Annotated in this window: 9 protein-coding genes; 6 read left to right on the forward strand and 3 right to left on the reverse strand. The window is 41.6% G+C overall.

Annotated features, from left to right (window positions below; genetic code table 11):
* Nucleotides 1-327 precede the first annotated feature (327 nt).
* Both RM049_RS03800 and RM049_RS03805 read left to right on the forward strand, forming a co-directional pair.
* Entirely contained in the window at nt 328-1,542 is a 1,215-nt protein-coding gene (locus RM049_RS03800) for a lipid-A-disaccharide synthase-related protein (RefSeq protein ID WP_322703215.1), read from the forward strand.
* 123 nt (nt 1,543-1,665) lie between these two features.
* Nucleotides 1,666-3,402, forward strand: a complete 1,737-nt coding sequence (locus RM049_RS03805; RefSeq protein WP_322703216.1) for an ABC transporter ATP-binding protein — start codon at nt 1,666-1,668, stop codon at nt 3,400-3,402.
* Nucleotides 3,403-3,443: 41 nt separating this feature from the next.
* Here the strand turns inward: RM049_RS03805 and RM049_RS03810 are convergent, their stop codons facing one another.
* On the reverse strand, nt 3,444-4,652 hold the full coding sequence (locus tag RM049_RS03810; RefSeq protein ID WP_322703217.1) for a NupC/NupG family nucleoside CNT transporter: 1,209 nt from the start codon (nt 4,650-4,652) through the stop codon (nt 3,444-3,446).
* A 255-nt stretch (nt 4,653-4,907) separates the two neighbouring features.
* Here RM049_RS03810 and RM049_RS03815 point away from each other — a divergent pair, with 255 nt between their 5' ends.
* On the forward strand, nt 4,908-10,379 hold the full coding sequence (locus RM049_RS03815; RefSeq protein ID WP_322703218.1) for an AAA family ATPase: 5,472 nt from the start codon (nt 4,908-4,910) through the stop codon (nt 10,377-10,379).
* A gap of 2 nt (nt 10,380-10,381) precedes the next feature.
* On the opposite strand, the gene RM049_RS03820 is transcribed toward RM049_RS03815, so the two are convergent.
* Entirely contained in the window at nt 10,382-11,239 is an 858-nt protein-coding gene (locus tag RM049_RS03820) for a hypothetical protein (protein ID WP_322703219.1), read from the reverse strand.
* Between the two features lie 42 nt (nt 11,240-11,281).
* Here RM049_RS03820 and RM049_RS03825 point away from each other — a divergent pair, with 42 nt between their 5' ends.
* The 3 genes from RM049_RS03825 (at nt 11,282) to RM049_RS03835 (ending at nt 12,845) form a co-directional block, all read left to right on the forward strand.
* Entirely contained in the window at nt 11,282-11,428 is a 147-nt protein-coding gene (locus RM049_RS03825; protein ID WP_322703220.1) for a hypothetical protein, read from the forward strand.
* Nucleotides 11,429-11,503: 75 nt separating this feature from the next.
* Nucleotides 11,504-12,319 (forward strand): cysteine hydrolase family protein, encoded by an 816-nt coding sequence (locus tag RM049_RS03830; RefSeq protein ID WP_322703221.1) that lies wholly within the window; start codon nt 11,504-11,506, stop codon nt 12,317-12,319.
* 70 nt (nt 12,320-12,389) lie between these two features.
* Nucleotides 12,390-12,845, forward strand: a complete 456-nt coding sequence (locus RM049_RS03835; protein WP_322703222.1) for a cupin domain-containing protein — start codon at nt 12,390-12,392, stop codon at nt 12,843-12,845.
* A gap of 929 nt (nt 12,846-13,774) precedes the next feature.
* On the opposite strand, the gene RM049_RS03840 is transcribed toward RM049_RS03835, so the two are convergent.
* Nucleotides 13,775-15,793 (reverse strand): HEAT repeat domain-containing protein (locus tag RM049_RS03840; protein ID WP_322703223.1); only part of this gene is annotated, 2,019 nt, incomplete at its 5' end.

Raw genomic sequence — 15,793 nt, forward strand, 5'->3', positions numbered from 1 at the left:
GGATAGATTTTCAACAAATCATTTCTTCTGTTGCCTTGTCTGATTGCGATCGATACTTAAAATAGCTCGTTCAATTTATGAACTCAGATCGATGTACCCATAGCGCTTGTACTCCCAATACTGTATTCTCTGATAGATTAGCTTTTGCAAAAACAGGGATTAGCAGTAATTCCATTCCGGTTGACACTCAAAAAAGTAACTTTGTAGATTTGTCTATAAAATTACAAACTCTCAATAGTAAAAATACTATCAATCTCTTAGCCTACTCACCCAATGTAGGTTAGAAATCTCACCAAACAAGCATTTTAGACCTATCCAAACCCCAAGATGCCTTCTAAGCGAATCTTGTTTATCAGTAACGGCCACGGAGAGGACAACCACACCTCTCATGTTATTCAAACCCTGCGCCAATTGTGTCCTTCAATTGAGATGGCGGCAATGCCGATTGTGGGAGAAGGAAAAGCTTACCGTAGCTTGGATATTCCCATTATTGGACCCACACAAACAATGCCCTCCGGCGGATTCTTTTACATGAAGCGCCTCTATTTGCTGAAAGATTTTCAATCGGGATTGATTGGGTTAACGTGGCGACAATTACAAACGGTGTTGCAGTATGCTCCCAACTGCGATTTAATTATGTCTACTGGGGATTTTATCTCCCAAACATTTGCATACTTAACAAAGCGTCCCTTCGTTTCGTTTATATCTTGTCTTTCTGCCCTCTATGAAGGGCGATTGCGGATCAATCCACTGCTGTGGCACGACCTTAATTCTTCTCGATGTCTGACAGTTTTTACCAGAGATTCCTATACGGCTTTCGATCTCCAACGGCAAGGTATAGCTAAGGCTCAGTTTGGTGGGATTCCGGCTTTAGATCGCCTCGTCCCCACTGGCAAAGACTTGTACCTGAAACCGGACGTTCCGGCAATCGCACTTTTACCAGGATCGCGGATGCCGGAAGCAGCGCGAAATTTCAGTTTGCAGTTGCAACTGGTGATAGAAATCGCCAAGGTGATGCCTTCAAGATTCCAGTTTCGCGCCGCCTTAGTACCAAATTTGATGGCGCAATTAGACGACATTGCTCAAAGTCAAGGTTGGCAACTGAATCAAGGCATACTCACCTATTCTCCTCCAGGAAGTTCGGCTGAGGAATCACCGCTTGTAGAAGTGAGATGTTATTCAGATGCCTTCAGTGATATCGTATATTACTCTGACCTCGTTATTGGTATGGCAGGGTTGGCAGTGGATTTAGCTGTAGCGATCGGCAAACCTATTATTCAGATTCCCGGAGAAGGCCCTCAATTTACCTATCAATTTGCAGAAGCGCAAACGCGGCTGTTGGGCATTTCTGCCCAAACCATCGGCACTAAGCCAGCAACCCCTGAAATTCTCAAGCAAGCAGCTAAACGAGTAGTTGAAACTTTAGAAGATTCATACTACCTCGCTAAGTGCAAAGAAAATGGCCCTGAGCGATTTGGCCCACCTGGCGCATCTGAGAGAATTGCCCGCTTTATACTAAACTCTCTAGGAGAAACTGAGTAGAAATTGCGTCAGAATTCAGGAGTCAGCACGGTTGGGTAACATGGTGTGGTAGGCTAACGCCTTAATGCGCCTAACTCCTAACTTCTGACTCCTAACTCCTAACTCCTGAATTCTTACTTACCTATGAAAGTCCGCTCTAGTTACTGGCAACTGTTGCCTTATCTTTGGCCCCAATGGCCGCTGTTAATCCGGGGATTGGCTTGTATCTTAGGATTTGTGTTATTTACTCTAGCAGTGCCCTATTTAGCAGGTCAGGTCGCTTTTTATCTTGGCCAGGGAAATGTTAACCAGATTGCCTACTGGCTCGGACTAGCCACTTTAGTATTTTTGATTCGAGGGCTTTGTCAATACGGGCAGAATGTCTTTATGATCGCTGCTGCCCTGAACATGGTTTTAAACTTGCGTAAACGGGTTTATGCTCACCTGCACAAACTTGGATTAGATTACTTTGAAACCACACAGACGGGAGACTTGACTTATCGCTTGACTGAAGATATCGATCGCGTCGGCGAAATTGTGGACAAGTTATCTCATCAGTTTCTTTCCAATTTGTTGCAGTTAATTGCAATTCCCATTTACATGCTCTACCTGAATTGGCCCCTCACTCTTGCGGGTTTGATTTTGGCTCCTTTAATGGCTTGGTTGATCGGGCAATTTGGTCAGCGATTACTCGTGCTATCTCGCCAGAGCCAAAATCAAGTTTCCAATTTGTCGGCGATGCTAACTGAGGTATTTAGCGGGATTCGCGTCGTTCAAGCTTTTGCAGCCCAAGAATATGAAGTGAAGCGATTCAATAAAGAAGCAGAAATCAATCGCCAAGCTAAGTATCGCGCTCTACAACTTAAATCTATTCAGTTTCCCGTTGTCGGTTTTTTGGAAGCAGTTAGTATTATGCTGCTGTTTTTATTAGGAGGATGGCAGATTTCTCAGAATCAGCTGACTGCTCAAGGGTTTATCAGTTTCTTAGCTGCTGTGGCTTTACTGATTCAGCCAATCGACTTGTTGATTAGCAATTACAACGAATACAAACAGACCGAAGCTTCTGTGGAACGCATCTTTGAACTGATGGCGAAGGAACCTAGTATCAGCGAAAAACCGAATGCTCAGGAAATGCCACGAGTTATCGGCAAGGTTGAGTATCGTCATGTCGATTTCGCCTACAATTCCGACCAGCCAGTTCTTAAGGATCTTTGCTTAGGCGCTTCTCCTGGTGATGTCATTGCCTTAGTTGGTTCTTCTGGAGCAGGCAAATCGACATTAATTAACCTTTTACTTCGCTTTTATGACCCTCAAAGGGGTCAAATTCTGGTTGATGATATTGATATCCGTGATGTCACACTAACCAGTTTGCGCCATCAAATTGGCATTGTTCCCCAAGATATTACCCTTTTTTCCGGGACGATCGCTGAAAATATCGGTTATGGTCAGGAAAAATTGGATTTAGCAGCGATTCAGTCAGCGGCAAAGATTGCCAACGCCCACTCCTTTATCACCCAGTTTTCTCAGGATTATCATACTTGGTTAGGCGAACGTGGAGTTAACCTATCGGGAGGACAACGCCAAAGATTAGCGATCGCTAGAGCAGTTGCCAACGATCCCCGAATTCTCATCCTGGATGAGGCTACCTCTGCTTTAGATTCTGAATCAGAAGCGCTAGTTCAAGAAGCACTGGAGCGAGTGATGCAAAATCGTACCGTGTTTATTATCGCCCATCGCCTGAGCAGCGTTCGTCGGGCTGACTGCATTCTCGTAATCGAACAAGGACAGGTGGTTGAAGCTGGTACCCACGCCTCCCTCCTGTCTCAGGAAGGACGGTATGCCCGTTTTTACGCCCAACAGTTATACTCTACAGATGAGTAGGGCATTGTCAAGTTACTGTCGGTTCGCTCATTTGAAAAAATTTATATCAACACCCCAGCAATACAAGCGGTGATAAAACCCGCTAACAATCCGCCAATCATTGACCTGACACCCATACGAGCCAAGTCATGCTGGCGATTGGGTGCTATCCCCGCAATGCCGCCAATGGTAATGCCAATTGAACCGATATTTGCAAAGTTACATAATGCGTAAGTTGTAATAATTACTGCACGTTGAGAGATTTTTCCACTTTCAATTAGTGCCTTCAAATCCAAAAAAGCAATAAACTCATTGAGGATTGTTTTTGTACCCAATAAAGCCCCAACTTGCCGACAATCAGCCCAAGGTACGCCCATTAGCCACGCCACGGGAGCCATGAGAAAAGACAAAATCCACTGTAATGAGAGTTGTTGTAAGCCCACAAATGCCCCCAACCATCCCAAAAGTGCATTCAGGGCAGCTAATAATCCCAAAAAGGCGATAATCATCACCCCAACGTTAACTGCTAGCTTCACGCCTTCAATTGCTCCGGTGGTAGCAGCATCAATTACATTTATATAATTGGTTTCTATATACGCTTTTGCTTTGCCAGTCGTCTCTGATACTTCTGTTTCTGGGTAAAGTAATTTTGATACCACCAACGATGTGGGAGCAGTCATAAAGAAAGCAGCAATCAAATGTTCTGCTGGTATGCCAAAGGAAAGATACGCTCCTAGTACTCCCGCCGCAATTGTGGCAAAACCACCCGTCATCACGGCATGGAGTTCTGATTGCGTCATATTCGCTATATAAGGTTTAACCATCAGCGCCGCCTCTGTTGGCCCCAAAAAGATGTTACCTGCACAGGATAAAGATTCAGAACCCGATGTTTTCATTGTTTTCATCATTACCCACGCCATCACATTTACGACTCGTTGTAAAATACCGTAGTAATACAAGACGCTGATGAAAGCAGAGAAAAAGATAATTGTCGGTAGCACTTGGAAAGCAAAAAAATGATCTTTAAAATTTTCTCCAAAGACAAATTTTGCCCCAACATCAGAAAAGGCTAAAAATTGACCGACAATATCTCCCAGAGATTTAAACACATTTAAACCCCAAGGAGTTTTAAGAATCACAAGTGCAAACAAAAATTCCAATCCCAAACCCCATACGACTATGCGCCAACGCACTGCACGACGATTAACAGAGAAGGCGTAGGATATACTGAGAAAAACTAAAATTCCCAACGCAGAGATAGCGCGTTCCATGTTTACTCCCGGAAGGTATTGTTAAGGCACTTAGTCACAGAGCATACACAAAATCTGCCTTTTTTTGGGGTTTTGTAGCCAATTACTAGAGTTTTGATGCTGTAAATAAGAATTTAGCGATGTCTACGACGGGCTACGCCTATGCACATTCATATCTTGTTACAAAACGGTCTTCCCAAACCTTAAGCACATTTGTATTAATAGGAACAACCAATGTAAACAGGAAAAAATTCACCTTGGAGGGAAAAGAGAATTATGGTGGCACTGACCGGTTATCAAATAAATGAACTAATTTATTCGGGATCTAAAACCCTAGTGCATCGCGGCATTAGAGAATCAGATAAAAAACCAGTAGTAATTAAATTGTTGCGACGTGAGTATCCGACATTTTATGAACTCGTGCGGTTCCGCAATCAGTACACCATTGCCAAAAATCTAGACATTGACGGCATTATCAAAACTTATAGCCTGGAGAACTATCAAAACAGCTATGCCTTAGTTATGGAAGATTTGGGAGGGATTTCTCTCCAAGAAGAGATGGCGAGGTGGGGAGATGGGGGGATGGGGAGAACTGCTGATGGGTTGGAGACATTTTTTCACATTGCTTTGCAAATTGTCTCCATTCTTGATGGACTGTATCACAATCGGGTGATTCACAAAGACATCAAACCCGCTAACATTTTGATCAACCCTGCCACAAAAGATATAAGACTGATCGATTTTAGTATCGCCTCCTTACTTTCTAGAGAAACGCAAACTCTGACTAATCCAAATATTTTAGAAGGGACGTTAGCATACCTTTCTCCCGAACAAACTGGACGAATGAACCGGGGAATTGACTATCGCAGCGACTTTTATTCCTTGGGTGTCACCTTTTTTGAACTCCTCACCGGAGAGTTACCTTTCAAATCTGATGAACCGATGGAGTTGGTGTATTGTCATTTGGCAAAGCTTCCTCCACAGGTACATAGTCTCAATCCTGAAATTCCGCCAATTCTGTCTGAAATCATTGGCAAACTGATGGCAAAAAACGCCGAAGATAGATATCAAAGTACATTGGGGTTGAAGTATGACTTAGAAATTTGCTGGCGTCAGTGGCGAGAAACTGGCAGGATTGATGTCTTTGAGTTAGGAGTGCGTGATATTTGCGATCGCTTTATCATCCCAGAAAAACTCTATGGTCGGCAAGCAGAAGTAGAAAGCTTACTCGCAGCATTTGATAGAGTCGCTAACCCCCCTGAATCCCTCCTTGCTAAGGGGGGACTAAGGGGGGTAGAAATGATTTTAGTAGCAGGTTTCTCTGGTATTGGAAAAACTGCCGTTGTTAACGAAGTTCATAAACCCATTGTGCGACAACGGGGTTATTTTATCAAAGGAAAATACGATCAATTTCAACGCAATATTCCTTTAAAAGCTTTTGTCCAAGCATTTCGAGATTTGATGGGGCAATTACTGAGTGAAACCGATGCCCAACTCGAACAATGGAAAGCCAAAATTATGACAGCTTTGGGTGAAAATGCTCAAGTAATTATTGAAGTTATTCCCGAACTAGAAAAAATTATTGGACAACAACCGCCAGTACCCGAACTTTCAGGGATTGCTGGACAAAATCGCTTCAATTTACTGTTTCAAAAATTTCTTCAGATTTTCACAACCAAAGAACATCCATTAGTAATATTTTTGGATGATTTACAATGGGCAGATTCTGCATCTCTAAAGTTTATGCAATTACTAATTAGTGAAACCGAAATTCACTATATGTTAGTTATTGGTGCTTATCGAGACAATGAAGTATATCCTGCACATCCGTTGATGTTAACCTTAGCAAAAATTCGTAAAAATGGGGCAAATTTTAATACTATTACTTTAGCCTCTCTCAATCATACAGATTTAAATCATATAATTACTGATACTCTAAAATCTAACTTAGAGGTGGCTCTACCTCTCACAGACTTAGTATATCAAAAAACTCAAGGCAATCCCTTATTTACTAATCAGTTTCTTAAGTTTATGCACGAAGAGAAGTTAATTAACTATAACTTTGATATCGGTCATTGGCAATGCGATCTTGCTCAGGTTAGAGGATTAGCATTTACTGAGGATGTGGTAGAGTTTATGGTGCTTCAATTACAGAAGTTACCAGAAGCAACTCAAAAAGTTTTGCAGCTTGCAGCTTCTATTGATAATCAGTTTGACCTAGCAACTCTCGCAATTGTCTATGAAAAATCTCTAGCAGATACAGCAGCAGACTTATGGAAAGCTTTGCAAGAAGGTTTAATCATACCCACCACTGAAGTTTACAAGTTTTATCAACAGGAATTAGAAGAATCTATAATTACTTCTGATTCCTCAATGCTCAATTCTACTTCCTGCTCCTACAAGTTTTTGCACGATCGCGTCCAACAAGCTGCTTATTCTCTAATTCCTGAAAATCAAAAGCAGACAGTACACCTCAAAATTGGGCGATTAATGCTGAGGAATATCTCGCTTGAAGAACGCGAAGAACATTTGTTTAAATTAGTCAATCAGTTAAACTTAGGAGTTGAATTAATTACTCAACCAGAGGAACGAGAAGAACTGGCAAAATTAAATCTAACTGCAAGTCATAAAGCCAAAATTTCGACTGCTTATGAAGCCGCTGTAGAATACACAAATTTTGGAATTAAGTTACTCATAGAAGATTGTTGGCAACATCAGTATGACTTGGCTTTAAAACTGTACTCAACCTCTGCCGAAGTCGCCCATCTTAACGGTGATTTTGAACAGACGGAACAATGTATACAAGTAATATTACAACATGGCAAAACACTGATAGATCAAGTCAAAGCCTACGAAGTCAGAATCTTATCTCAGGTAGCACAAAACAGAATGTGGGAAGCTATAAAAACGGGACTTCATGTTCTCAAGATATTGGGAATAGAACTGCCCGAACAGCCAACACAAGAAGATATTAACCGCGGACTACAGGAAACACAATTAGCTTTAGATGGTAAATCTATTGAAGGGTTACTAGAGTTAAAATTAATGACTGAGCCAGATAAGTTAGCAGCCATGAATATTTTGACAAATATTGCTGCTGCCGCTTATTTAGTTATCCCAGAACTCTATCCCTTAATATTATTTAAACAGGTTAATTTATCCCTAAATTATGGAAATACTGCTAATTCACTTTATGGATATTCATCTTATGGGCTGATTCTTGGCGGGATTGTAGGAGATATTGATTCAGGTTATCAATTCGGTCAACTAAGTCTAAAACTATTAGATAAATTAAATGCTAAAGAATTCATAGCTAAAACATATATGATTGTTTATGGCTGTTTGAATCATTGGAAGAAGCATCTTAATGAACTTTTACTTCCTATACAATCAGCTTATTATAGTGGAGTAGAAACAGGAGATTTAGAATTTGCAGGTTACTGTGCGTGTAATTATTCTTTGAGTTCATATTTTGCTGGTAAAGAATTATCTTCTCTAGCACAGGAAATAGGAACTTATAGTCAAGGACTGGCACAAATTCGTCAAGAACCATCCTTACATAAAAATGAACTTTATCGGCAAGTAGTGCTTAACTTACTCTCAAAAAATCAAAACCCTTGCCGCTTAATTGGTGATGCTTACAATGAAGAAATCATGTTGCCGCTTCATATCCAAGGCAACGATCAAACTATGATTTGTTCGTTGCATTTTAATAAATTGGTTCTCTGTTATTTATTTGCTGAGTATACTCATGCTATTGAAAATGCTGACTTAGTACAGAATTATTTAGAAAGTCTTCTTGGAAGTATTATTTTTGCTCTATTTCATTTCTATGATTCTCTGAGCCAATTAGCCGTATATTATGATGCTTCTGAAGATAAGCAAGTATTCATTCTCAAAAAGGTTACAGCAAATCAGGAAAAAATGCAGAACTGGGCGCATCATGCGCCGATGAATCATTTACATAAGTTTCATTTAGTGGAGGCTGAACGCTATCGTATTCTCGGCGAATATATTCAAGCAATGGAAATGTATAATCGCGCCATTCAGGGAGCTAAAGAAAATGAATATATTCAAGAAGAAGCTTTGGCTAACGAACTCGCTGCCAAATTTTATTTGGGATGGGGTAAAGAGCAAATTGCCCAAACCTATCTGATAAATGCTTACTACTGCTATGTCCGTTGGGGCGCTAAAGCCAAAGTCTATGATTTAGAAAAACGTTATCCTCAATTACTTGCCCAGATTCTCCAATGGGAAACAATTCGCCTTAATCCTACAGAAATAGCATCTACTCTCCATAGCATGTCCCTATCTACTTTTACTGCTGATACGACAATTTCATCCAGCAGCGCCAGCATTTCAGATGCTTTAGATTTAGCAAGTGTTCTTAAAGCCTCTCAAGCACTGTCTAGCGAAATTCATTTAGAGAAGTTGCTCTCTACATTAATGCAAGTGGTAATGGAGAATACTGGAGCGAAAAAATCTGCTTTAATTTTACTTAAAGATAATATTTGGGTGATTGAAGCAATCGCAACATCTCAGCAAGTGCCAACTATTCTGCAATCTATTCCCATTGAGTTTAGCCAAGATATCCCTCTAACTCCAATTAACTATGTCAAACGCACCTTAGAAACATTGGTAATTGATGATGCAACTGCGAGCAATTCCTTCACATCAGACTCATACATTATCAGACAACAACCGAAGAGTTTGTTGTGTACCCCCATTCTCCATCAAGGGAAGTTAATCGGCATCCTTTACTTAGAAAATAATCTCATTGCTGGAGTATTTACCCATGATAGACTCCAAGTAATCAACCTATTGTGTTCGCAAGCTGCAATCTCTTTAGAAAATGCTTCTCTTTATCAGCGATCGCAAGAGAATGCCCAACAATTAGAACACTCACTTACAGATTTAAAACAAATGCAACTACAACTGGTGCAAAGTGAGAAAATGTCAGCATTAGGTAATTTAGTTGCAGGTGTAGCCCACGAAATTAATAACCCTGTAGGCTTTATTGCAGGTAATATTCAACCTGCTGTTGATTTAGTCGAAGATTTGTTTAACCTCATCGAGCTTTATCAAGAAAAGTTTCCAAATCCGGGTGTAGAAATTGAAGAAAAAATTGCCGAAGTTGACCTAGAATATATCCGAGAAGATTTGCCAAAAATGATTTCTTCGATAAAATTAGGTATCGATCGAATTCGGAGTATTAGCAATAGTTTGCGAACCTTTTCCAGAGCAGATACAGAAAACAAAGTTGCTTTTAATATTCACGATGGTATCGACAGTGCAATTTTGATTCTGAAGCATCGTTTAAAAGCATCAGAACTACATCCAGATATTAAAGTAGTGAAAAAATACGGGGATATATCTTTAGTAAAATGTTTTCCTGGACAACTTAATCAAGTATTTATGAATTTATTGGCAAATGCCATTGATGCTTTAGAGGAGTCCAATATTGGATATAATTTTCACGACATTAATAATAAAATTGAGATTAAAACTTGTTTGAGTGAAGACAAAGAGCGAGTTTTAATTTACATTCAAGATAATGGGATGGGAATGTCTGATGAAGTTAAACAAAAGATTTTTGACCATTTATTTACAACTAAATCTGTCGGTAAAGGTACAGGATTAGGATTAGCGATCGCTCGACAAATTATTGTAGAAAAACATGGCGGTACTCTAGATGTTAATTCTGTACAGGGAGAGGGTACAGAATTTGTGATTCAAATTCCGATTTAAAATTACGCCTCTTGGCGCGGGTAGCCAAAGCTAAGATGACTGCCAATGATTGTGTAGAAATCATTTGGCGCGTGTGCAGCACCCCCTGCACAACCTGGAACCTTGCATTTATCGCTAACAGTTTGGGCGACTTTAGAAAGCTCACTGGTGTGTGGTGTCATGTCCCATCCTTCACCACCATAGCTGCTTGTGGTTTTTTGAATATCATGCAAAACGATCGCTTCCAGCTGCCAACCATTGATTTTACACTCGCCCAAACGATAAATTTTAGACAATGCTGGATCTGATAAAGCTAAACGTAACTCTGTTTCTATTTGCGTGAAGTCAGGCTTTTCCGGCTGCATCTGCAAGTAAGCAAGCAATTCTGCGGCTGATGTGCCAGTTCTAAAAAACACCAATGCGTAACCGTCTCCCCCAGAAACGACTCTCCAATCAACTAAGGTGAGTTCTGGTGACTGCGCCAGCGCTACAATCAATGAAGTGTCAGTTTGGTTATTTGTGCCAGTTATCCCACCATAACCAGACTCGATGCCAAAATTGCGATCGCAAACACCAATGATTTGCCAGACATAGTGTGCAACAGTAACTATAGGTTCATCTCTTTGTATACCTGACACTACTTCAGCATAGTTGCTCTGGTCAACATACAAATCGTAAGAACCTGGAGTATTGGAGTTTCCACATGGCGCATTGATTAATTTGCCAACAAAGTGGCAATGTTCAAAACCTGACAGTGGATGCTGGCGCACCAAAGCAGCAAGGCGTTCAGCATCAGACAAAGCAAAAGTGGCACTGAAGTAGTAATGAGGGCCTTGTCTGCACTCTTGGATTTCCCAGAACCAATCCTGAAATTTACTCACTATATAAAGATACACACAACAACATAACGACCAAGATAACTGGTGGCAGATAATATTGAATACCCAGGATATAGCAGTTCTCGCTTGGGTGCTCGCTTTGCTTTTAAAGCTAACACCGATCGTTTCTCTTTATTCATCAAGCTCTCATGCCTGACAACATCAATTATTGCCGCAATCGATCAACTTTAACCTTGATTAAGTAATTGTATTCTCAACTGAATTTCAAGTTACAAAATAGAAAATGGTGTTGGGTATTGGAATTTTATGAATTTACCATTACGGACGTTGGGAGTTGCACCAAATGCGTGGACAGTGAATAATGCGATCGCAGATATCACTCGTCCTCAAAAGCCCCCACAACCCGTTATTTTATCAACAGAAACTAAAACCCTGCGCCTAGACTTGGCAAAGACTGCTATCCTCGTCATTGATATGCAAAACGACTTCTGTCACCCTGATGGCTGGTTAGCGCATATCGGTGTGGACGTAACTCCAGCGCGTCAGCCTATTGAACCTTTGAATAACTTACTTCCAGAACTGCGTGAGGTTGGCGTTCCAGTCATTTGGATAAATTGGGGTAATCGTCCCGACTTGCTCAATATTAGTGCTAGTTCGCGCCACGTCTATAATCCCACAGGGGAAGGTGTGGGATTGGGCGATCCACTACCAAGCAATGGTGCTAGAGTACTTATGGCAGGTAGTTGGGCTGCGGCAGTAGTAGACGAGCTAGAACAGATACCCGAAGATATTCGTGTGGATAAATACCGCATGAGTGGGTTTTGGGATACACCTTTAGATAGTATCTTGCGGAATTTGGGAAGGACAACATTATTTTTTGCTGGTATTAATGCCGATCAATGTGTGCTGACCACGTTATGTGATGCCAACTTCTTAGGATATGACTGCGTATTGGTTAAAGATTGCACCGCTACCACTTCTCCTGAATATTGCTGGCTGGCGACATTGTACAATGTCAAACAATGCTTCGGTTTTGTTACTGACTCGCAAGAAATTTTAACAGCGCTGCAAAATGGTGAGGAGCGATCAAAGACGCGATTAATCGCGTCTGTACAAGAGTAAGGAGTTAATATTCAAGACTCAGATTTTAGAAATTTTCATACCCATCGATAACTTCAGAGGGGATAAATAAATGTACGCTACTCGTTGTGTAATTCCGGTTATCAAATCTAGCAAAGATTACCAAGTATATCGCATCAGTCCCGACGCCTCTAATCGATTAGCAATTATTTTCGATTCGACAAATGCTAATACTTCTTTGACTTGCTGCATAGAAATTTTTGATGTTGCTGGACAAACGCCCCCAAATCGCCATCAGTGGGCGGTGGAAATGTTTTTTGTTCTCAAAGGGGAAGCGATCGCTATATGTGACGGCAAGAGTGCCACAATCAAAGCTGGAGATAGTTTATTAGTGCCTCCCACTGGTACTCATTTGATTAAAAATACTGGTTCTACTCGCTTGTACACGTTGACTGTGATGATTCCCAATGAAGACTTTTCGGAATTGATTCGCAGTGGGATTCCGGCGGAGTTAGATGAAGAAGATATGGCAGTAATAGGGAGATTTGATGCTTTGATGCCTTGTTAAAGATATTTGAAACCTCTGTTCTATTTCTCTCTCTTACAAAGCTACGGTGTACACACAAGTTTTGCCGTAGCTATATCTTTATTAATAAATGAAATCTCACATTGCGCTTCTATCTTGCCTCGCCTCTGCCTTTCCTGCTCAAGAATAGCCTGCCTTAACGTGAGTTCGATGAACCTCTCCCGGACAACTTTCCTCTCCCACGGGGAAAGGGAGGAGCAACGAGAAATTAGGGTTTTCTCCCCTCTCCGTGTCGGCTACGGTGTACACACATCTCTAAAAATCCTACCCACCCAATATTTCTGTTCAAGTGAAAGTCTCACACTGAGCAAATATCCTGCCCTGAACTAAAGTTCCGGGCTGATAAGCTAAAGTCCTCTAAAAGAGGACTAAACTAAATTTCTTGTTTAGTCCTCTTTTAGAGGATGTCTGAGAAGTATTCAATATTTCGCTTGATCCCCCCTAACCCCCCTTTTAAGGCTACGGTGTATACACAAGTCAAATTACCCCCCTTAATCCCCCCTTATCAAGGGGGGAAACAGGAAATTTAGTTCCCTCCCCAATACATACGGGGAGGGTTAGGGTGGGGTAAAACTGACACGAAGAACCAGGTGAGTAAACTATTTCAGACTTGTGTATACACCGTAGCTTTTTAAGGGGGGAACTGGAATCAAAGTCCCCCAATTTATCGGGGGATTTAGGGGGATCTACAAGTCTCGAATACAACACCAAAAAGTTTTCAGACATCCTCTTAGAGGACTTTCGTTATGAGACTTGGAATTTATTCCGAGGCGGGATAGATACACTGCACCAACACTTGTGTGTACACCGTAGCTCCGTGTCGGAGAGGGGTTGGGGGAGAGGTCAAAAAAGGGCTTGTCGAACTCACGTTGCCTTAACAGATAAATTTCCACAAAGCCAAGCGTATTGCACTATCTAGTCCGCAATAACTGCACGAAAGTATTACTTACCGTATTGTCTTTGGTGTCGGCGGCGTATTGAATCAATTCTTCCCGCAGTTTTTTGGCTGCATCTATCTCAAGTAAGGTTGCTAGCAAGAAATAAACGCCACGAAATCGGGGGTCGCCCATTCTATCAACTAATAGTCCTTCGGCGGCATCAGTTTCGCCGAGAAAGTTTTGCACTAAGAAGAAATCCATGATTTTATCGTGGCGGAAGCACCATTCTTTCTGGGCTTCGCCTTTTTTATCTTGCCACTGACGGCTGACTACCATTTTGTATTTCTCGTCTGACAAAGACATGGCAACTTGGAAAAATTCGTCTGCGGGTAAGGCTTGTTTGTCTTCGAGTCGCATTTGGTAGACGGCGGCGGAGAATTTCTTTAAGGGAAATTCTTGATTCCATTCTTTGAGGTATTCTGCCGCCATTAAATTGTATTGCTGTTCTTGCAGGCGAAACAAGTTTGGATATTTACCTTGTGATAACATCAGCGCTACCACAGTTACATCCATTGGATTGGAAAGAGTTCGTTGGGCAGCGTTTAACTCTTCTTTGACTTGCTGGTTATTGAGGACTTCTGTTAAATAATTGGTGCAGGCTTTGGCGTAATCATCGCCTTGAACTTTGGCATCTTTGGGGAGTCGCGGCTGACGGGATATCAAAAACTGTTGAATTTGTTGTTGTTCAAGGGGCTGCAAGTAGTATATTTTTGCTGTTGAGGGCGGTATCCATTCTAGGGGCTGAGTAGTCATTATAATGTTGCCCCGGAAATAGCTTTCGACAAACTGGCAGATTTTTGCCCGTGTTTCGGCAGTGACTTCATTGAGTCCGTCGATGCAGATGTCAATTGCGCCACTGTAAATCAGGTTTTTTAGGAAGTCGGCATCTTTGGCTTGGCCGTGTAGCTTGTCTTGAATTGCCTCAATTACGCCTTTATTACACTTTTGGGCGGGGAGATAAACGACTATGCGCTGGGAGTTTTTCAACAGATGCCGCAGAAACATTGACTTGCCTAAGCCGGAATCACCTTCTAAGATAATTTGTCCTTGAATACTGGGTAATGCTTTGGTAATTGGCAGGATGTCTCCTGAAGTGGGAACTTTGACTTGAGATTGTGGGAAGTATGATTGGTCATAAAAATTATCTAACCCGGCATCGGCTAATAGGGAAGGTTTGAATGGTTCAAATAATTTGCGCTGGAAGGGTGGAAACCAGGTGAGGAGAAAGCCGACATAGCCGACGCCGAGAATCCGGCGTACCCAAGGGTTCCAGAAGAAGATGGCTTGGACTTGGGGAAATTTGGGGTAGGCAAAGATGAGAACTAGCCAAAAGGCTGCATGAATGAGGATGGTGTTTTTGGCTTTGAAAAACCACTGCCAATATTGCACATTATTAATTACTGACTGTAGTGTATCGGCGTGAGTGGAGTTAATTTTTTTGAGGTTGCTATAGTGAGTTTGCAGTAAGTTAATATCCTGGGTTTTCCAAATAATTTTTTTCTTGGCAGCAACTTCAGAAATTTGTTCTGCTAGTTCTCTTCGCAGTTCTGGCAGAGAATCAAAATGTTTCCAGGTTTCCTTAAAAACTTCCATTACTTTCACTCCCTGGTCATGGGTAGGTTTCTCTGGTTGCATTTTAGGCTTACCAACCCATTGCATAAGAGTTTCTACTTGTGGTTTACCACCTCCCAAAAAATGAGCTACAAACCTGATTTGACCAACCTCAGAGGGATAAGAGTGAACTGAATCTAGAACTTGCACAACAACAGGCAAATCTTGTTGCCCTAGTTTTATGAGTGCCTCTGCTGCTGCTTTACGGACACCAGAGTCAGGATCTTCTTTGAGTAGTAGGATAAGTTGTGGAGCTTGTTCCTTGGCTTGCATCTGCCCTAGTGCCTCTGCTGCTGCACCACGGACACCAGAGTCAGGATCTTCTTTGAGCAGTTTAGCAACTTGTGGAGCTTGTTCCTTGGCTTGCATCTGCCCTAGTGC

This window comes from Nostoc sp. DedQUE04, from assembly GCF_034530995.1.
Taxonomy (GTDB): Bacteria; Cyanobacteriota; Cyanobacteriia; order Cyanobacteriales; family Nostocaceae; genus Nostoc.